The 19244-nt window shown below is 71.2% G+C and carries 17 protein-coding genes; 6 read left to right on the forward strand and 11 right to left on the reverse strand.

From position 1 onward, the window contains the following. Window positions 1–16 precede the first annotated feature (16 nt). The gene (locus P5G59_RS13980) at window positions 17–475 is read right to left on the reverse strand and encodes an SRPBCC family protein (RefSeq protein WP_301219593.1); all 459 of its coding nucleotides are present in this window, start codon (window positions 473–475) and stop codon (window positions 17–19) included. Between the two features lie 92 nt (window positions 476–567). Here P5G59_RS13980 and P5G59_RS13985 point away from each other — a divergent pair, with 92 nt between their 5' ends. After that, a complete protein-coding gene (locus tag P5G59_RS13985) occupies window positions 568–1326 on the forward strand; it encodes an SRPBCC domain-containing protein (RefSeq protein WP_301219594.1) in 759 nt (252 codons plus the stop codon). Here P5G59_RS13985 and P5G59_RS13990 read toward each other — a convergent pair. Together P5G59_RS13990 and P5G59_RS13995 are read right to left on the reverse strand one after the other, a co-directional pair. Beyond that, a complete protein-coding gene (locus P5G59_RS13990) occupies window positions 1323–1784 on the reverse strand; it encodes a hypothetical protein (protein ID WP_301219595.1) in 462 nt (153 codons plus the stop codon). The two genes, P5G59_RS13985 and P5G59_RS13990, sit on opposite strands and share 4 nt — an antisense overlap. Next, window positions 1781–2821: a glycoside hydrolase family 6 protein gene (locus P5G59_RS13995; RefSeq protein WP_301219596.1), complete on the reverse strand. Its 1041-nt coding sequence runs from the start codon at window positions 2819–2821 to the stop codon at window positions 1781–1783. The genes P5G59_RS13990 and P5G59_RS13995 overlap by 4 nt, the downstream gene beginning before the upstream one ends. Window positions 2822–3039: 218 nt before the next feature. On the opposite strand from P5G59_RS13995, the gene P5G59_RS14000 reads away from it, so the two are divergent. From P5G59_RS14000 to P5G59_RS14015, 4 genes are all read left to right on the forward strand, one after another. Beyond that, window positions 3040–3510, forward strand: coding sequence for a hypothetical protein (locus P5G59_RS14000; protein ID WP_301219597.1), 471 nt, complete (start codon window positions 3040–3042; stop codon window positions 3508–3510). Window positions 3511–3547: 37 nt separating this feature from the next. Beyond that, on the forward strand, window positions 3548–4729 hold the full coding sequence (locus P5G59_RS14005; protein WP_301219598.1) for an alpha/beta hydrolase: 1182 nt from the start codon (window positions 3548–3550) through the stop codon (window positions 4727–4729). Window positions 4730–4858: 129 nt separating this feature from the next. After that, window positions 4859–5536 carry an IclR family transcriptional regulator gene (locus P5G59_RS14010; RefSeq protein ID WP_363324689.1) on the forward strand — a complete coding sequence of 226 codons (678 nt, stop codon included), beginning with the start codon at window positions 4859–4861 and terminating at the stop codon, window positions 5534–5536. A 137-nt stretch (window positions 5537–5673) separates the two neighbouring features. Further along, window positions 5674–6711: a LacI family DNA-binding transcriptional regulator gene (locus P5G59_RS14015; protein ID WP_301219600.1), complete on the forward strand. Its 1038-nt coding sequence runs from the start codon at window positions 5674–5676 to the stop codon at window positions 6709–6711. A 163-nt stretch (window positions 6712–6874) separates the two neighbouring features. On the opposite strand, the gene P5G59_RS14020 is transcribed toward P5G59_RS14015, so the two are convergent. The 8 genes from P5G59_RS14020 to P5G59_RS14055 all read right to left on the reverse strand — a co-directional run bounded on the left by P5G59_RS14020 (window position 6875) and on the right by P5G59_RS14055 (window position 18099). Then, a complete protein-coding gene (locus tag P5G59_RS14020) occupies window positions 6875–8989 on the reverse strand; it encodes an RICIN domain-containing protein (RefSeq protein ID WP_301219601.1) in 2115 nt (704 codons plus the stop codon). A gap of 77 nt (window positions 8990–9066) precedes the next feature. After that, window positions 9067–10581: an arabinosylfuranosidase ArfA gene (gene arfA, locus P5G59_RS14025; RefSeq protein ID WP_301219602.1), complete on the reverse strand. Its 1515-nt coding sequence runs from the start codon at window positions 10579–10581 to the stop codon at window positions 9067–9069. Between the two features lie 12 nt (window positions 10582–10593). Beyond that, window positions 10594–11859 (reverse strand): family 1 glycosylhydrolase, encoded by a 1266-nt coding sequence (locus P5G59_RS14030; protein ID WP_301219603.1) that lies wholly within the window; start codon window positions 11857–11859, stop codon window positions 10594–10596. Continuing rightward, complete coding sequence (locus P5G59_RS14035) at window positions 11856–12737, reverse strand: carbohydrate ABC transporter permease (RefSeq protein ID WP_301219604.1); 882 nt, start codon at window positions 12735–12737, stop codon at window positions 11856–11858. The genes P5G59_RS14030 and P5G59_RS14035 overlap by 4 nt, the downstream gene beginning before the upstream one ends. Then, window positions 12734–13684 carry a carbohydrate ABC transporter permease gene (locus P5G59_RS14040; RefSeq protein ID WP_301219605.1) on the reverse strand — a complete coding sequence of 317 codons (951 nt, stop codon included), beginning with the start codon at window positions 13682–13684 and terminating at the stop codon, window positions 12734–12736. The genes P5G59_RS14035 and P5G59_RS14040 overlap by 4 nt, the downstream gene beginning before the upstream one ends. 55 nt (window positions 13685–13739) lie before the next feature. Then, the gene (locus P5G59_RS14045) at window positions 13740–14999 is read right to left on the reverse strand and encodes an ABC transporter substrate-binding protein (RefSeq protein WP_301219606.1); all 1260 of its coding nucleotides are present in this window, start codon (window positions 14997–14999) and stop codon (window positions 13740–13742) included. A 210-nt stretch (window positions 15000–15209) separates the two neighbouring features. Next, window positions 15210–16115: an MBL fold metallo-hydrolase gene (locus P5G59_RS14050; protein ID WP_301219607.1), complete on the reverse strand. Its 906-nt coding sequence runs from the start codon at window positions 16113–16115 to the stop codon at window positions 15210–15212. 91 nt (window positions 16116–16206) lie between these two features. After that, complete coding sequence (locus P5G59_RS14055) at window positions 16207–18099, reverse strand: FAD-binding monooxygenase (RefSeq protein ID WP_301219608.1); 1893 nt, start codon at window positions 18097–18099, stop codon at window positions 16207–16209. 151 nt (window positions 18100–18250) lie between these two features. On the opposite strand from P5G59_RS14055, the gene P5G59_RS14060 reads away from it, so the two are divergent. After that, window positions 18251–19192: an aminotransferase class I/II-fold pyridoxal phosphate-dependent enzyme gene (locus tag P5G59_RS14060; RefSeq protein WP_301219609.1), complete on the forward strand. Its 942-nt coding sequence runs from the start codon at window positions 18251–18253 to the stop codon at window positions 19190–19192. Window positions 19193–19244 lie beyond the last annotated feature (52 nt).

The following is a 19244-nucleotide window of genomic DNA, read 5'->3' on the forward strand; positions in this document are numbered from 1 at the left end:
CGCGGGTGCGGCCGGGTCAGGAGACCAGGCGCGCGAGGTTGTCGAGCTCGTTGGCGCGGCCGGCGAGCAGGCGCTCGGTCCAGACCTCGTCGTGGAGCTCCTCCACCTGCATCACGACGCGGGTGCCGTCTCCGGCCGGCTCGAGGTCGACCACCGTGAGCTGCTCGTACGGCTCGTGATCCGGCACGAAGTCGATCACCGACCGGTAGGCGATGCGGTCGGGCCGGCGGAGCTCGGTGAAGACCTTCCTGGCCTGCGTGCTCAGCGGCAGGCCGTTCTGCTCCAGGAAGGCGACCTGCGCAGGATCCTCGGCGGTCATCGTGTAGACGAGCTCGCCGTCGGGGCGAAGGTCGATGCGGTCGACGTCGGTGCTGAAGCCGTCGGGCGCCCACCAGCGGGAGATGCCGTCGGCGGTGGTCCAGAGCTCCCACACGGTCTCGGGCGGGGCGGGGATGGTGCGATCGATGGTCTTCATGGTTCTGTCCTCTCGTTCGGTTCGTTCGGTTTGCATCCGGTACGAGTGGGACGATATATTCGTCACGACGAATGTGTCAAGAGGGAGTCGCCATGGATGTTCAGCAGGCGCTGGCCACGATCGGGGAGCCGACGCGGTTCCGCATCCTGAGTCTGCTCGCCGCCGGACCGCGGACGGTCGGGGAGGTGGCCGCCGCGATCGGCGCACTGCAACCGCAGACCACCAAGCACCTGCAGCTGCTCGAGACCGTCGGGGTCGTCAGTATCGAACGGCTGGGACGCCGCCGTCTCGCCCGGGTGGACAGGAACGCCCTGCGCGAGCTCGCCGACTGGCTGGGTGGTCTGGCGACAGCCACCTCCCACGACGACGCACTGCAGCAATACGCGGCGGCGGTGCGGTCGGCCGGAGCCGCGGCCGACATCGTGCTCGAGCGCACGCTCACCGCGCCCCCGGACGCGGTCTGGCGGGCCTGGACGGACGCGCGGGAGGCGGCGCGCTGGTGGGCTCCCCGGCACTTCGAGGTCGTCTGTTGCGCGGTGTCGCCGCAGCCGGGCGCGCCGGTCGAGCTGGTGCTGCGGGAGGCCGACGGCGCCGAGTACGCCTCCGCCGGGACGGTGCGCTCGGCGGAACCCGGCCGCCGGATTGTCTTCGACCTGTCGCCCGTCGACGCGAACGGGCGCGCGTACTTCGAGGTGGTCGTGGATGCCGCGCTCGAGCCCTCCGGCGGCGGCACGGCACTGCGCGCGCACATCACCGCGGAGGGGGCGGATGCCGATACGGCGCCGATGCTCGCGGGCCTCGAACCCGGCTGGAGCCAGCAGCTCGACCGGCTGGAGGAAGTGCTCGGCTAGTCGGGGGCGCGCAGCGTCGGCGGCGCCGCCGTCCCGCCGCCGCAGATCGTCGACCTCACCCAGGCCTCCGCGTCGGCGGGCGCCAGTTCGCCCGAGCGGATCAGCCGCACGAAGTCGATCGCCTCGTCGGTGAGCCGGCCGTCGGCGCTGTCGGGCGCATCCCGGCCCACGTGGATGGACAGCCAGCGCGCGAGTCGCGGGCCGATCCGCACCGCGACGGAGACGATCCCGGCGAAGTGCCTGGCCTGGCCCTCCGTGCCGTCGTCGACGTGACGGCGGAAGCCGCGGCCGCGGATGCGGTTGCTCCCGCCGCGCCCGGCGTCCAGCGGCCACAGCGGACCGCGCCGCACGCCGGCGGCCTCGCGTCCGAGCTCGCGGAGGAACCTCCCCGGGGAGTCGGTGCGCGCGGCGACCCGTGCGCAGGTCTCGGCGAGCTGCGCGCAGCCGTCCGCCGTCATCCCTTCGCCTTCGTGGCCAGGGCCTCTGCGCCCGCCTGCCACCAGACGCCCGCCGCAGGTCCCCCGTTGCAGCTGCCGTCGCTGACCCCGGGATGCTTCACCCAGAGCAGGGCGTCGAGTTTTCCGCCGTCGCCCTCCGTCACGCGCGGGGACTCGCCGAGGGCAGCGCCGGGCGGGTTGCACCACGTTCCGGTCCAGCCGTTGCCGTTGCGCGAGACGTCGATGACGTAGTGCTTCCAGCCGATCTTCGACGAGAGCTTCCCGGCGTAGTCGCGCTCGCGCTGCGTCGTGTCGAAGTTTGAGACGTTGGTGAAGAACCCGTGGGCGCGCTGCACGTCGGCGCGCTCCAACCAGGCGGCCTGGTCGGTGGCGGAGAGCCAGCGCGCGTTGCCCCCGTCGAGGTAGGTGGCGATCCCGGCGGATTCGAGCAGGTCGACGGAGGAGCGCAGCAGCGGCAGCCGCACCTCGGCAGAGCCCGCGCACTTGGACGACGACAGCATCGCGAGGGAGTCGGGCTCCAGCAGCACGACGGCGCCGCTGCCCTTCAGAGTGGATGCGATGGTGCGCATCCACGGCAGGTACTGGTCGGCGCTCAGGCCGCCCTTCGAGTAGCCGCCGCAGTCCCGGTTCGGGATGCCGTAGGACACGAACACGGGCGTCGCGCCCTGCGCGCGGGCGTCGGCGATGTCGTTGCGGAGCTCGGTGACGAGCCGGTCGCCCTGGAACCACTCGCCCAGCCAGACCGCCGTCGGCACGCCGGCGATGCGCGCGGCGAGCGCGGCCCCCGCGGTGTCGCCCTGCTGCTGAAGCCGCTTCTGCGCGGCGGCGGCCTCGGTGTTCGGGTCGAGGTAGAGGCGAGGCGACGCGAAGGCGGGCGGCAGCGGCGTGGCGGACGGGACGGGCGTGGCCGTGGGCGTCGGAGGCCCCGCCGCGGGCTGCGCGTTCAGGCTCGCCTGGCGGGCGAGTCCGAGCCCGATCCCGACAACGGCGAGCACGGCGACGACTGCGATGAGCGCCAAGACGACGGGTCTGCGCATCCGTTCCCTCCCGGAGTGCCTCGGAAGGGCCACCCTAACAGCGTCGTGTTACGCCCCCGTGTCGCCCGGATTGGGGTACAGATTTATGTCCTCCAAATGGCCCACAGACCTGTCTTTCTGGCTATGCTCGCCGATGTCACACCCGAGTTACTGCCTGAGCCCCGAGGAAACCGACCCGACATCGGACCGCGGGAGACCCGAACCGCGAAGGACGTATCGTGCACACCACCTCCTACAACCACGCCCACGACAAGGCCCAACTGCTCGCCCGCCGCCACGAGCGCGACCTGCACTGGGCGAAGGAGCGCCGCCGCCAGCAGGAGCGCGAGGCCGCCGAGGCCCGGGCGCTGCTCGCGGTCTCCCCGCTGCGACTCGCGCGCGCGACGCTCTGGACGGCGGGCCTGACGCTCGTCGCGATCGGCGGCGCCTGGGCGGCGGCCCTCGCCCTGTTCGGACCGGCCTGGTCGGCCGTCGCCGACGGGGTCGCCGTGGTCCTGGCGCTCGGCGTGCTGCTGGGCGCGGCCGTCGCGCTCGGCCGCATCCGCTCACGCCGCGCCGCGGCCCAGGCGGTGCTGCACGCGCGCGAGGTGCGCCTGTCGCACACGCAGTACCACATCCACGAGAGCGTCCACTCGTTCATCGACGCGCGGGTGGATGTCGTCAACACGCGCGACGTCGTCCCGGCCTGACCCTGTGGGCGGCGGGGCCGCCGTGCCACGATGGGGTGTGCGCAGGCGGCCCGGCCGGATTCGCGCCGGTATCGCCGGCGCGGTCGCCGTGCTGCTCGCGACCGTCCTGCTCTCCGGATGCTCGCAGGTCGTCCGCGGCGAGGAGGACCTGCTCGCCCGCCCGTACACCGGTCGCTTCTACGACGACCTGCCGAAGGCCGCCGGCACGCCAGGGACCGTCGTCCGCTCGGAGCTGGTGCCCGGGCAGCCCGGCGGGTCGACGGCGTGGCGCATCCTCTACCGGACCACCGACCTCCACGGCATCCCGGTGCTCAACAGCGGGATGCTGGTGGTGCCCGACGGCAAGGTTCCGGAGGGAGGTCGCGCGATCGTCTCGTGGGGGCACCCGACGACCGGGAGCGCCGAGAAGTGCGCGCCATCGCGGTCCGTCGACCCCTACGTGTGGATGGAGGGGCTGACCGACCTGCTCAAGCAGGGCTACGCCGTCGTCTCCAGCGACTACACCGGGATGGGCGTCCCCGGCCCGGACTCCTACCTCGTGGGGGCGACGGAGGGTCGGAACGTGCTCGACGCCGCTCGGGCAGCGCGGGACTTCCTCGGCTCGGTCGTGAGCGACCGCGTGCTGCTGTGGGGTCACTCGCAGGGCGGGCAGGCCGCGCTGTTCGCCGCCCAGCTGTGGAAGGAATACGCGCCGGAGCTCGACGTGCGCGCGGTCGCCGTCGCGGCTCCAGCGACCGACCTGGCGCCGCTGCTGCGCGCCGACATCGGGGATGTCTCCGGGGTGAGCATCGCCGCCTACGCCTTCGCGGCGTACTCGAGCGTGTACGAGGTGCCGGTCGACACCATCCTGACGCCCGCGGCGGCGGCGGCCCTTCCCGCGATGAACGGGTTCTGCCTGCTGACCCAGAACAGTGCGCTGCACGACGTGGCGAAGCCCCTGGTCGGCGGGTTCCTCTCGGCGGACCCCGAGACCACCGAGCCGTGGGCGGGGTTGCTCGCCGCCAACACGCCGGGCGGGACGGCGCTGCCGATGCCGCTGCTGGTGGCGCAGGGGCTGAACGACAAGCTCGTCCGCCCCGACTCGACGACCGCGTTCGTCGAGGGCGAGCAGCGTCTCGGCACCGACGTCCGGTACCTCCGGGTCCCCGGCGCGACCCACGGCTCGATCGCGGGCAAGGCCCTTCCGGACGTCCTGTCCTTCTTCGCCGCCCGCACCTAGCCATCGCCTCCTGAGTTCTTCGAGCGGATCGCCGCGCTCCGCTCGAAGAACTCAGGAGCTGATGGCGTGGGTGTTTCTATAATCGAACGCGTGGCATCGAACGACGAAGGTGGCGGGTCCGCCCCGCCCCTGCAGACGCTGTCCCGTGGCATCCGGATGCTGGAGCTGCTAGCGGATGCGAGCGAGCCGCTCACCATCCCGGTGATCGCCTCCCGGCTCGGGCTGCACCGGTCGATCGCGTACCGCATCCTGCGCACGCTCGAGGACCACGGCCTCGTGGTGCGGGACGCGGCGGGCGCGGTCGAACTCGGCCCGCGGATGGCGACGCTGGCCCGAGCGGTGTCCCGCGACCTGCAGTCGGCCGCGCTGCCGCAGCTTACCGCCGTCGCCAACGAGCTGACGATGACGGCGTTCGTCGCCGTGCTCGACCGCCACGACGTCGTCACCCTCGTGACGGTGGAGCCGTCGCACGCGCACGCGCACGTCGCCCAGCGGCCGGGCACGCGGCACCCGCTGGCGTCCGGTGCGCCCGGGATCGCCATCCAATCGGTGCTGACCGAGGAGCAGTGGCGGGAGCTGCCGGGCGAGCATCCGCGGAAGGAGGCGGAGTCGGCGCGCACGCGCGGCTACGCCACCAGCCACGACGAGGTGATCGCGGGCCTCGCCTCCATCGCCGTGCCCCTGCGGGCGCACGGCCAGCCGCCCGCCGCACTCGCCGTCGTCTACGTCTCGACCGCGCTCGACGCGCCCACCATCGCCTCCCGCCTGACCGAGGCCGCCGCCGCCATCGAGTCCGACCTCCGCTGACCCGCCCGCGCCCCTCCCGTCCGCCCACCATCGAGTACGCGAAGACTGCACGCCCGCACGGCGTGTCGCGTGCAGTCTTCGCGGACTCGACGGAGGGTTCCAACGTTGTAACATGAGGCGAGGGGAAGGGAGGTCGCATGGCGGCGACGCTTCACGACGTGAGCCGGCTCGCCGGCGTGTCGATCAAGACCGTGTCCAACGTCATCAACGACTACCCGTACGTCCGCGACAGCACGCGGCAGCGCGTCCTCGCCGCGATCGCCGAGCTCGACTACACGCCCAACCTCTCCGCGCGCAGCCTTCGCTCGGGCCGCACGAACGTCATCAGCCTGATCATCCCGGAGTTGCGCAACGTCTACTTCGCCGAGCTCGCCGACTCCGTCATGCGGGCCGCGAGCGAGCGGGGCCTCTCCGTGCTGATCGAGCAGTTCGGCAACGACCGCGAGAGCGAGCTGTCGGTGCTGCGCAACCGCAGCGGCCGCATGGTCGACGGCATCCTGTACAGCGTGCTCGGTCTGGATGAGGCCGACCGGCAGGCCATCGCCGAGGTCACCACCCCGATGGTGCTGCTCGGTGAGCGCATCTTCAACGGCCCGAAGGATCACGTGACCATGCAGAACGTCGAGGGCTCCCGCGCCGCGACGGAGCTGCTGCTCGACGGCGGTCGCCGTCGCGTCGTCGCGCTGGGCGCCCACCCTGGCGAGGCGATCGGCTCGGCCGGCCTGCGCCTCGCCGGCTACCGCGAGGCGCTGGAGGCCGCGGGCGCGGACTACGACGAGCGTTTCGTCATCCCCGCGGGCACCTGGCACCGCGCCGACGGTGCGCGCGCCATGCGTGCCTTCCTGGAGACCGGGCTGCCGTTCGACGGCGTCGTCGCCTTCAACGACACGCTGGCGCTCGGTGCGCTGCGCGTGCTGCAGGAGGCCGGCCACCGCGTCCCGGACGACGTCGCCCTCGTCGGCTTCGACGACATCGACGAGACGCACTACTCGATGCCGACGCTCTCCACCATCGACCCCGGACGCGACGAGATCGCCCGCCGCGCCGTGCAGCTGCTGCTGCGCCGCATCGCGGACCCCGAGCCGTTCGAGCCAGAGGAGATCGCGGTACCGTTCCGGGTCATCGAACGGGAGTCGACCCCCGCGCGCCTCCCCGCCCTGCAGCCCGAGGGCTGACCACCCCCTTCGCGCTCGCGCGCTCGCGCGGCGATCGATGGGACGCAACACGCCGCTATCCCGTCCGGATAGCGGCGTGTTGCGTCCCATGGATGCCGGGGGCGAGCAGGAAGGGGCGACGGCGGCCCGATCGCCGTCGCCCCGGTCGGGGGAAGTGCCGGACCTACTGGATGCCCTCCCGCAGCAGTCGCCACTGCTGCGTCGGCGTCCCGTCGGCGGTCCGCTGCTGCGCGAACGCGCCGTCGGCCGTGGACGACCCGGCGATCTCGAGCGGCTTGCCGCTGTTCGCGTTGGTCAGGGTCCACCAGCCGCCGGAGGTCGCGGGCGCCCACACCTGCGTGGCGTTGCCCGTCGGCCCCCACTGGCCGGCGCGCACGCCGTCCGCGGTCTGGGCGCCGGGGATCTCGAGCAGCTTGCCGCTGTTCACGTTGAACAGCTGGAGGCCGTTCGATACCGGGTGCACGTTCCAGATCTGGCAGGCGTTGCCGGTGTCGCCCCACTGGCCCGCCCCCGCGCCGTCGGCGAGTGAGGCGCCAGCGATCTCGAGGTACTTGCCGCTGTTGCGGTTCGTGATCCGGAACTGCGGATCGAGCGCCGTTCCCGGCTGGTAGAGCTGGATGGCGTCCAGCTCCGCGTACGAGGTGCCCTTCGTGAAGGCGATCGTGTTCGTGCCGGCGTTCAGCGCGACCGTCTTCTGCGCCCAGCCGTAGCGGCCCCAGTTGACGGTCGCCGGGTAGCTCAGGCTCGACGAGGTGCCGCCGTTGACGCTGACGTTGTGGGTGGACGCGGCTCCCGTGCCGTTGTCGTACCGCACGTTCATCGTGTACGTGCCCGCCGTCGGGACGTGCACGGTGAAGGTGACGGAGCTGGTCGAGAGGTTGATGTTGCCGACCTTGCTTCCGTTCGACGCGTCCGGGTCGGTGACCAGCGACGTGTCGGAGGTGCGTGCCGCCTTCTCTGCCTCGTACTGCTGCGCGTCGAGCGGGATCGAGCCGACGCGGATGTCGTTGTACGTGGTGGTGAGGTTCTCGACGTTCGTCGCCTGGTAGAGGGTGCGTCCGTCCACCGAGTAGTCGATGCTCTGCGCGAACCCGCTGAACGTGCCGCCCTCGGCGTCGGGACCGTCGTAGGTGACGGCCATCGGCAGCCGCTCCCACGGTCCGTCGCCGAGGTTGTAGTTGACGTAGAAGTTTTGCCCGCCGTCGATCGTGCCCGTGGCATCCAGCGACCACTTGGAGGCCACGACGACCATGCCCTTCGGCCCACCGGTCGGCACCCACTTCACGTATGGCGACGAGCCGATCCCGCGTCCGTTCGCGAGGGTGATCGGCGTGCCGATGCTGGTCGTCGGCGACCAGTTGAGGCCGTCCGGCGAGGTCTTGAAGTAGACCGGTGCCGTGTTCTTGCTCTGCGACGGCCGGTTCACCACTTCGAAGGTCGCGAGGTAACGGCCGTCCGGGAGCTTGGTCACGGTGATCATCCCGGGTCGGTCGGACTGGCTGTTCGGCGCAGACACGTTCGACTCCGCACCCCAGGTGGCCCCGCCGTCGGTGGAGCGGCGGTAGGAGACCGCCTGCAGTACGCCGTTCGCCTTCTGCCGCTCGTCGGAGAAGTAGGCGACCAGGCCGCCCTGCCCGTCGATGGCGAGCGACGGCTCCCACACGGTTGTCGTCGTGGAGGTCGGGCTGGGGTCGTAGGTGGCGGGGCCGCCGGTGTCGATCGTGCTCAGGTACGACCAGCTGGTGCCGTGGTCGGTGCTCTTGTAGACGACCAGCCGGCTGCTCGAGCGGTCCTGAGGCATGATCATCCCGGCGAGCAGGATAGTGCCGGCGGCGAGCCCGCCGGTGGCCTGCGAGACCTCGAACAGGAAAGGCTGGGAGGTGCGGGTCAGAGTGGGGAACGTCGCGCTCGGCACGACGTCGGTGACGTGGGTCCAGCTACTCCCGTCGTCGGTGCTGCGGTAGATCGGGTACACCTGCACGCCGTTGACCAGCACGAGCTGGTCGTAGGTGACGAGCTGGGTCCCGTTGGCCGAGCCGTTGTTCTTGAGGACGATGTTCTTGGCGTAGGTCGTGCCCGCCGCGCGTCCCCCCTCGGGGTTGAAGGAGGTGCCTGCCGCGGGGGAGTAGACGAGCGAGCCGTTGCCCGTCGTGACGGCCGAGGCGGGCGCCGCGGTCAGCGTGGCCGCGACGATCGCGCCGGCTGCGGCGACGGCGGCCGCGACGGTCCTGAGTCGCCGCCTCGGCGACGGACCCGACGTGGTGCGTGATGGGAGCATTGCGTTTCCTCTCTCACTTGAACCCGTCCGCGGGCGCGGTCGGGTCGTCACGACGTCGGGCCCGTCGTCACGTTCTGTCAGCCCAGCAGGATCTCCGTCCAGGAGATCGCCGGCAGCTCGACGTGCAGCAGCGAGCCCTCGCGGCGCACCGCCAGCTCGCGCGGAGCCACCCGGTCCGGGTTCTCGCGGGTGTTGGCGGCATCCGGGTCGGGGTCGCTCAGGGCGGATGCGGTCACCGTCAGCGACGCCGCGTCCGCGCCGAGCGCGGCCAGGTCGACCACGAGCTCGGTCGGCTCGTCGATCGAGCGGTTCACCGCGTAGAGGGCGTAGCGTCCGGCCGCCTCGTCGTGCGTGGCGACCGCGTCCACCAGCGGCACCGCGCCGAAGCGCTCGGTGTCGTAGCTGCCGGAGGTGACGTCGACGGCGAGGGCGGTGCCGCGGCCGTGTGCCGAGGTGGCGGCGAACGGGAAGAACGTGGTCTGCTTCCACGCCGGTCCGCCCGGCTCGGTCATGATCGGGGCGATGACGTTCACCAGCTGGGCGAGGGAGGCGCTGGTCACGCGGTCCGCGTGCTTCAGCAGGGTGATGAGCAGGCTGCCGAAGACGACCGCGTCCGAGACGGTGTACGTGTCCTCCAGCAGGCGCGGGGCGACCGGCCAGTTGTCGGTGCCGGTGATGCGGTCCACCGTCTCGAAGCGGGTGTTGTACCAGATGTTCCACTCGTCGAAGGAGATGTTGATCGTCTTCGAGCTGCCGCGCACGGCCTTCACGCTGTCGGCGGTGGCGACGACGCTGCGGATGAAGTAGTCCATGTCGACTCCCGAGGCGAGGAAGCTGCCGAGGTCGCCCTTGTTCTCGTAGTAGGCGTGGCACGAGATGAACTCGACGTCGTCGTAGGTGTGGCTGAGCGTCACCCGCTCCCACTCGCCGAAGGTCGGCATCGACGAACTGGAGGAGCCGCAGACCACCAGCTGCAGGTCGGGATCGTACATCTTCATCGCCTGCGCGGTCTTCGCCGCGAGCCGGCCGTACTCCTCCGCCGAGCTGTGGCCGAGCTGCCACGGGCCGTCCATCTCGTTGCCCAGGCACCACATCCGCACGTCGAACGGCTCGGTGCGGCCGTTGGCGATGCGCTGGTCGGAGAACGCGGAGCCGCCGCGGTGGTTCGTGTACTCGAGCAGGTCGAGGGCCTCCGAGACGCCGCGCGTGCCCAGGTTGACGGCCAGCATGAGCTCGCTGCCCACCTTGTCGAGCCAGGTCTGGAACTCGTGCAGCCCCACCTCGTTGGTCTCGGTCGAGTGCCAGGCGAGGTCGAGGCGCTTCGGGCGCTGCTCGCGCGGGCCGACCGAGTCCTCCCAGCGGAAGCCGGAGACGAAGTTGCCGCCGGGGTAGCGCACGGTGGTGACGCCGAGCTCCTTCACCAGCTCGATCACGTCGGTGCGGAACCCGTCCGCGTCGGCCGCGGGGTGGCCGGGCTCGTAGATCCCGTCGTACACCGCGCGGCCGAGGTGCTCGATGAACGAACCGTACAGGCGCGGGTCGACGGCGCCGATGGCGGCGGAGGGCTGGAGGGCGATGCGGGCGTGATGCATGGACTTCTTTCGTCAGTCGGTGGTGATTCGGGCGAGTCGGTCGGCGTGGAGTCGGTAGCGCTCGGCGACGGGGTTGGGCACGCGCAGCAGCCCGTCGGGCGATTCGATGAGGTCGTGGAGCCCCATCGTGAGCAGGTGGTCGGCGCGGGGGCGGTCGCTGTGCCGCCACGTCCACTCGTACATGTCGAACAGCGGCCACCAGACGTAGCCGACGACGGGAGCACCCTCGGCCCGCATGGCGTCGACGAGCGCGAGGGACTCGTCCAGCCAGTGGATGCGCTCCTCGACCGTGCCCGTGACGCACGTCTCGGTGACCATGACCGGCGCGCCGTACCGTGCGGCGAAGCGCTCGAGCGCCTCACGCAGGCCCTCGGCGCCGCGGTCGACGCTCGGGCGCGGATCGGCGAAGCCGCCGCCGTGACGGACGCCGGCCTCGAACAGCTCGGTGGAGTGGCGCGGGTAGTAGTTGACGCCCATCACATCCGGCCGCACGGCATGTGCGCGGAACCAGTCGAGCTCGGCGTCGGTCACGGCGGGCGCGAGCCGGTCGCGGAGCGGATGGGCGTCGTCCACCCGGCCGGTGACCAGGTCTTCGACCAGGTGCACCTGGTGGCGCAGGCGCTCGGCCTCCGCTCGGTGCTCCGGGGCGACGTCGTCGCCGATGAAGCTCATCGCGGCGTCCACGTGCACGAAGGTGGCGCGGTCGCCGATGCGGGCGGAGAGCGCCTCCTGGCTGAGCACGAAGCCGCGGGCCAGGTTGGCTGCGATCGCGGCGAAACCCTCGGCGCCCGTCCGGTACGGCGGCCAGTAGCCGTACTCGCCCGAGAACAGTGCGTGGATGACCGGCTCGTTGACCGGCGTGTAGTCGACGACCCGGTCGCCGTAGCGCTCGCCGAAGCGGTCGGCGAACTCGGCGACGTGCCGCGGGTAGTCGGGGGAGGCGAACTGGTCGTCCAGCCACAGCGGCGTGCCGTAGTGCAGCAGGTCGACGATCGGGCGCAGGCCCGCTGCGAGGAGCGCGTCGACGGCGCGGTCGGTCCAGTCCCAGTCCCAGCGGCCGGGCGAGGGCGCGACGCGGTGCCAGGGGACGCCCCAGCGCAGCACCTCGGCTCCGACCCCTGCGGCGAGGGCGAAGTCCTCGCGGTACCGCTCGTAGTGCTCGGTCAGCTCGTACTCGTCGATCGCGCGCTCGCCCGGCCGCTCCTGCGGCACGAAGGTGTCCTCGATCCCGAGTCCGAGGTGCAGGCGGCCGTCCTCGAACCAGCGCGGCGCCGTCACTTCAGCCCCGTGGTCGCGACACTCTCGATGAAGCGTCGCTGGATGATCAGGAACATCACCGCGAGCGGCAGCACGGCGATCAGCGACCCGGCCATCATCGTGCCGTAGGGGATGATCCCGCTCGGCCCGGTGAGCAGCGTCAGGCCCGAGGTGATCGTGCCCATCTCCGGCGAGGTCGTGAAGACGAGCGGCCAGAGCAGGTCGTTCCAGTTGTTGACGAAGGTGAAGATGGCGAGCGTGAGCAGGGCGGGCACCGCGTTCGGCAGCACGATGCTGCGGAAGATGCGGAACTCGCCCGCGCCGTCGATCCTGGCCGCGTTGTCGAGGTCGCGTGGCAGCGAGATGAAGAACTGGCGGAGGAAGAAGACGCCGAAGGCGTCGGCGGCACGCGGGATGATGAGGCCCGCGAACGTGTTCACCCAGCCGAGCTGCGCGACCAGCTGGTAGACCGGGATGAGCGTCGCCTGGAACGGGATCATCAGGCTCGCGACGATCACGATCAGCACGACGCGGTTGCCGCGGAAGTCGATCCGGGCGAGGGCGTAGGCGGCGAGCGAGTCGAACACCAGGGCGAGCACGGTGACGCCGCCGGCGAAGACGAGGCTGTTGAGGAAGAGCCGGCCGAACGGGAGGTCGCTGAAGATCTTCGCGAAGTTGTCCAGCGTCCAGGTGCCGGGCAGAAGCGTCGGCGGGTAGGCGTTGATCTCGGCCGCCGGCTTGAAGGCCGTGAGGACGATGACGACGACCGGGAGCAGCACGACGGCGGTGATGACGAGCGCGGCGGCGAACAGCAGCCAGCGCTCGGCGCGGCGTCCGAGCCGGCGGCGGCGCGGCGCGGTGGGCCGCCGGATCGCGGCGGGGGCGGCGGTAGTCGTCATGCGATGTCCTTCTCGCGGCGTCCGAAGAAGCGGAACTGGATGAGGCTGAGGATGAGCGTCGCCGCCAGCAGCACGTACGAGAGCGCGGTGGCGAGGCCCAGGTCGAGCTTCTTGAAGCCCTCCTGGTAGATCTCCATGACCACGGTCTGGGTGGAGCGGTAGGGGCCGCCTCCGGTCATCACGTAGATCTGGTCGAAGGCCTGCAGTGCGGCGATCATGGCGAACACGACGACGAACGCCAGCGTGTTGCTCAGCTGCGGCAGGGTGACGCTGACGAACCGGCGCCACGCTCCAGCGCCGTCGATCTTGGCCGCCTCGTAGAGCGACTCGGGGATCTCCTGCAGGCCCGCGATGAAAATCACCATGTAGAAGCCGAAGTTCTTCCAGATCGCGACCAGCACGACGGTCGGCATGGCGAGCGCGGGATCCTGCAGCACATTGCCGAGCTGCACGCCGACGCTGCGCAGCCAGAAGTTGAGGAGGCCGACCTGCGGGTCGAGCAGGTACGTCCACGCGAAGGCGGCGACCGCCAGCGAGACGATGAACGGCAGGAAGAGGGCCGTGCGGAAGAAGCCGCGGCCGAGCAGTCGCCGGTTGGTCAGCAGGAGCGCCAGCAGCAGCGCCGCGATCAGGGCCGTCGGGGTGAAGAGCACGGTGTACAGCGCGGTGTTGCCGAGCGTGGCGAACACCCGCGGGTCGGTGAAGACCTGGATGTAGTTGTCGAGACCGACCCACTCCTCCAGCCCGAAGCCGCTCGCGTTCGTGAACGAGAGCCGCAGGGCCGAGAGCATCGGCCAGCCGACGAAGGCGATCAGGACGACCAGGGCCGGGAGCATGAACAGCAGGGCGAGCGGGCCGCGGCGGGTGCCGGAGCGCGGCCGTCCGCCGAGCGGCGCCGGCGGCCGGTATGGCCTGCGGGAGGTGCGGGAACGAGTGAGAGTGGTCATAGTCGCTTTCGGGAGACGGGTGGGCCGCCGAGGGGGACGGCGGCCCACCCGCGTTTCACTTGCCGAGGGCCTGCTGCACCTGCGAGGAGGCGGACTTCAGAAGGGCTGCGGGGTCGCCCCCGGTGAGCGCCTTCTGGGTCGCCTCGTCGACCGCCGACAGCACGTCGGTGCTGTTGGCCACGCCGGGGAGCAGCGGGCGGGCGTCGCCGACGAGGTCGGTGAGGGACGCGACGACGGGGTTGGAGGACACGGCCGACGACGGGATGTCCGTGCGCAGGGGCGGCCAGCCGGAGCCGAGCGACCACTTGGTGGCGACCTCCTTGCTGAAGAAGTAGGCGAAGAACTTCTCGGCCGCCGCCTTCTTGGCGGAGTCGGCCTGCGCGGTGACCGCGGCGGAGATGCCGATGGCCGACGCCGCCTTGCCCTTGGGGCCTGCGGGGATGCCGGCGATGCCGTAGTCGATCTTGTTCTCGGTGGCGACGCCGGCCATCCACGGACCGCCGATCTCCATCGCGGCCTTGCCGGAGGAGAACAGCTTGTCGGAGGCGACGCCGTCCAGGCCCGTGGGGGAGATCTTGTCCTGCGTGACGGCCTTCGCCCAGTAGCTCAGGGTGTCGGCGTTGGCGGACGAGTCGAGCACCGACTTCGAGCCGTCGACGATCGCGCCGCCGCCGCCGTAGAAGAGGCTCGCCCAGACGCCGTTGCCGACGGTCGCGTGGTCGGGGAGGGCGAGACCGTACTGCTCGGGGGTGCCGTCGCCGTTCTCGTCGACGGTGAGCTTCTTGGAGTCGGCGACCCACTCGTCCCAGGTCTTCGGGAACTCGGTGATGCCCGCCTTCTGGAACAGCGTCTTGTTGTAGATGACCGACAGCGGCACGAAGCCGGTCGGAACGCCGTAGTAGGAGCCGTCGACCTTCTCCATCTCGACGGCCGCGGGGCGCAGCGACGCATCCTTCACGGCGCTGCCGGCGTAGAAGTCGTCGAGCTTGGCGAAGGCACCCTTGGAGGCGTAGACGGGAAGAGTCTCTGCCGGCATCGCGACGATGTCCGGGCCCTTCTTGGCCGACAGGGCGGGCAGGAGGGTGTCGCCGATGACCGCCCACGTCTTGGTGGTCGTCTTGATCGTGATGTCCTTCTGCGACTTGTTGAAGTCGTCGACGATCTTGTCGAGGACCTTGCCGTCGGCCTCGGTGTAGCCGTGCCAGAAGGTGAGGGTGACGGGACCGGCGCTGTCGCCGCCGGGGGAGCTGGAGCAGCCGGCGAGCGCGAGAGAAGCGCCGGCGGCGACGGCGAGCGTCGCGAGCAGTTTCTTCATTGAATGCCTCTCGTGGGACCGACCGCCTCAGCGTCGATCGATCGGGTTTCTACAACGATGTACTCCAACGTTGTAAACGCGAGTATACGAACCCCTCCGCACCTCGTCAAGCCGCCCGCGCGCAGCCCCCGTCCACCGTCGAGTACACCAAGACTTCACGCCTGCGCGGCGTGTCGCGTGCAGTCTTCGCGGACTCGACGGCGGAGGGAGTCAGGCGGCGAGGAAGGCGAGGTGCAGGGCGGTCTGCGACAGGGTGGAGAGGCGGGGGAACGGCGCGAGGTTCCGCCAGCCGCCGGTCCAGGTGAGGGCGCTCGCGACCTCCCACACCGTGCCGCCGGGATGCGCGGCGACCTCCCGCGAGCGGCGCAGGTGGTGCTCGGCCAGGGCAGCGCACCGGTCGGCCAGGCCGGAGAAGGGATGCTCGTGCCCGGGCAGCGCCAGGCCGCCGAGCCCCGCGACCCGGTCGAGGGACGCCAGGTAGTCCGCGATCGGGTTCGTGGCGGTCGGGCCGCCGAGGCCGAGACCGGAGTTCACGGTCGGGAGCACGTGGTCGCCGGTGAATACGAGGCCCGCGTCCTCGTCGCGAAGGCATAGGCTGCCGGGGGTGTGGCCGGGCGTCCACAGCACCCGCAGGCGGCGGCCCGGGACATCGAGCAGGTCGCCGTCGGCGAGCACGTCGTCGGGCCGCGCCAGGTCGGGGGCGGCCGGCGCCGTGGCCACCGCCGCCAGTTCTGCGCGCCGCTCGGCCGGTACGCCCCACCCCTCGAGGTCGGGCGCCGGGAGCCCGTGCCGGATCGCCGTCAGAGCCTCCGCCTCCCGCGCGTGCATGAGCACCGGCGCGCCGGTCGCCTCCCGCAGCGCAGCGGCTCCGCCCGCGTGGTCGGCGTGCAGGTGCGTCAGCACGATGCCGGACACGTCGGAGGGCCGCCTCCCGAGCGCCTCCACCGCCGCGATGACCGTCCGGACGCCCTCCCACCCCGGCGAGCCAGGGTCGACGACGAGCACGCCGCCGCGGTCGTCCTCCACGAGGTACGCCAGGCTGTACGGCAGCCCGCCGCCGTGCATCGGGACGCGCACCGCGTGCACGCCACCGGCGACGGTCTCGGAAGCGGTCACCACGCCAGGCTAGCCGCGCCGCGAGATGAGACTCGTCGTCGGAATTCCGGTCGAGCGGCGACGAGACGTCACCACTCGACGGCGGTCGGCACTACCCGGCGAGCTCGCGGGTCGCGAGGATCGGGCGGAAGAACGCGGCCAGCTCGTCCGTCGCCGTGAGCGGCAGCACGTCGGCGACGTACTGGTCGGGCCGCACCACCACGATGGCGCCGTCGCGGTGGATGCCGCGGGCGGCGAAGATGTCGTCGGCAGGGTCGGCGGCGTACACCTTCTCGTAGTCGATCAGCCCGAACGGGCCGACCCGCGGGAGGAACAGCTCCGGCACGACGCCGAGGTCGACCGCGGTGTGCGCCTGCTGGTAGACCACCTTCACGTCGAACCAGGCGTCCGGGTCGGCGCTCGCAGGAGTCGCGGCGAGCGAGGAGGCGGGCGAGTCCGACATCCACTCGGCCAGGCGCGCGACCGCGGACGGCTCGCCTGCACGGGCCGCATCGGCGAAGACGTAGATGCGCCAGCGGCCGTCGGCGCGGGCGTGGTGGCCGAGGTGCACCGGGTTGCCGTCGCAGACCCGCGTCACCGGCGCCGACTTGAAGCGCTTGCCGATCGGGAAGCCGGACGCCAGCTCCTGGTGCACGGGCTCGCCGACGATCAGCGACGGCGCGTACTGGGTCATGAAGCCGGCGGGGAACTCCGCGGTCGCGACGTAGAAGTCCTCCAGCTCCGACGGGCTCTCGAACTCCTCCGGCTTCTTCGCCATCAGCGTCGACCATTCCTTGTCGAAGTCGATCAGGTTCTTCGCCACCACCTGGCGCTCGGCCGAGTAGGTGGCCAGCAGCGATTCCGGCGAGCGGCCGTCGAGCACATGCCCGAGCTTCCAGCCGATGTTGAAGCCGTCCTGCATGGAGACGTTCATGCCCTGCCCGGCCTTCGCGCTGTGCGTATGGCAGGCGTCGCCGGTGATGAACACCCGCGGCGTGCGCATCCCGAGCTCGTGGGGGAGCACGTCGTCGAAGCGGTCGGTGAGGCGGTGACCGACCTCGTAGACGCTGTGCCAGGCGACGTTGCGCACGTCGAGCGTGTACGGGTGCAGGATCTCGTTGGCCTTCGCGATGATCTGCTCGATCGAGGTCGAACGCACGGCACCCTTGTCGTCCGGGGCGACCTCGCCGAGGTCGACGTACATCCGGAACAGGTAGCCGCCCTCGCGCGGGATCAGCAGGATGTTGCCCGCCTCCGACTGGATCGAGCACTTCGTGCGGATGTCGGGGAAGTCCGTGACGGCCAGCGCGTCCATCACACCCCACGCGTGGTTGGCCTGGTCGCCGGCCAGGTGGCAGCCGATCGCCTCGCGCACCTTGCTGCGCGCGCCGTCGGCGCCGACGACGTACTTGGCGTGCACCACGCGCAGCGCGCCCTCGCCCGGCCCGGCGGTGCGGCGGAGGGTGACGGCGACGGGATGCTCGCCCTCGCCCACCTCGAGCCCCAAGAACTCGTAGCCGTAGTCGGGCGTCATCCGCGACGGGGAGTCCGCCATCACCTCGGCGAAGTAGTCGAGCACCCGTGCCTGGTTGACGATGAGATGCGGGAACTCGCTGACGCCGGTGGGGTCGTCCACCGGGCGCGCGGTGCGCACGATGCGGGTCGGGTCGGCCGGGTCGGGCTTCCAGAACGCCATCTCGGTGATGCGGTACGCCTCGGCGATGATCCGCTCGGCGAAGCCGAACGCCTGGAACGTCTCCACGCTGCGCGCCTGGATGCCGTCCGCCTGCCCGATGGCGAGCCGCCCGGGCCGGCGCTCGACGATGCGGGTGACCACGTTCGGGAACTGGGCGAGCTGCGCCGCGGCGATCATGCCGGCGGGGCCGGTGCCGACGATGAGCACATCCACTTCGTCGGGGAGCTCGGCGGCCCGGTCGATCCCGGTTCCCGCGGGCTCCTGGATGCGCGGGTCGCCGGAGACGTAGCCGTGGTGGTGGAACTGCACGGGAACCTCACTTCGTCGTAAGTAGTTCACTATGCGAACGCCGCGTTCGCATATCGCTCACTCAGCGTAGCGCAACCGGTCCGATCCGTCGCCCCCGTAGCTTTCCGCAACAGAAGGCGCGCGCGGCGGGCCGGTACCGCACCATAGGGGGATGCCGCAGTTCAGCACAGCCCAGGTCCACGCGGGAGAGGCCCGCGACGCCGCTCACGGCGCCCGGGTGACCCCGATCTACCTCACCGCGGGCTTCGAGTTCGACAGCTTCGCCCACGCAGAGGGCCGCTTCGGCGGCGAGGAGCCCGGCTACACCTACAGCCGCTCCGGCAACCCGACGACCGCCGCGCTGGAGCGCCGCGTCGCAGCGCTGGAGGGCGGCCGCGACGCCATCGCCGTCGGCAGCGGGCAGGCGGCTCTGACCGTGGCGCTGCTCGCGCTCGTGCAGTCCGGCGACCACGTGCTCTCGGCACAGAGCGTCTACTCCGGCACCCGCGGGCTGTTCGAGAACGGGCTGCGGAGGCTGGGGATCGACATCGAGTTCGTCGACGACCCGACCGACCTGGCCGAGTGGCGGCGCCGGCTGCGGCCGAACACGCGGGCCCTGTTCGGCGAGTCCATCGCCAACCCCGGCAACGACGTCCTCGACATCGCCGGGATCGCCGCGGTCGCCCGCGAGAAGGGCATCCCGCTCATCGTCGACAACACGCTCGCGACGCCGTACCTGCTCCGGCCGGGCGACTTCGGGGCCGACATCGTCGTGCACTCCGCGAGCAAGTACCTCGGCGGCCACGGCTCGACCCTCGGCGGTGTCGTCGTCGACCAGGGCAGCTACGGCTGGGCCGCGTCCCCGTTCGCCCACCTGACCGGCCCCGACGAGTGGCTGGAGGGCGCCAGCTACGTCGACGCCCATGGCGCCGGCGCCTACACCGCGTTCGCCCGGTCGGTCGTCGCCTCGCTCTTCGGACCCGTGCTCTCGCCGCTCAACGCCTTCCTCATCCAGCAGGGCATCGAGACGCTTTCGCTGCGCGTGCAGCGCCAGTCGGACAGCGCGCTCGCCGTGGCCCGCTGGCTAGATGTAGTGCCCAGGGACGTTGTTTGATCTGGTTGTCGTGACATGGCGAGAACCTCCGGTCAGAGTGGAGCTGCTTAGA

Origin of the sequence: Leifsonia virtsii (assembly GCF_030433675.1) — a bacterium.
GTDB lineage: Bacteria > Actinomycetota > Actinomycetes > Actinomycetales > Microbacteriaceae > Leifsonia > Leifsonia virtsii.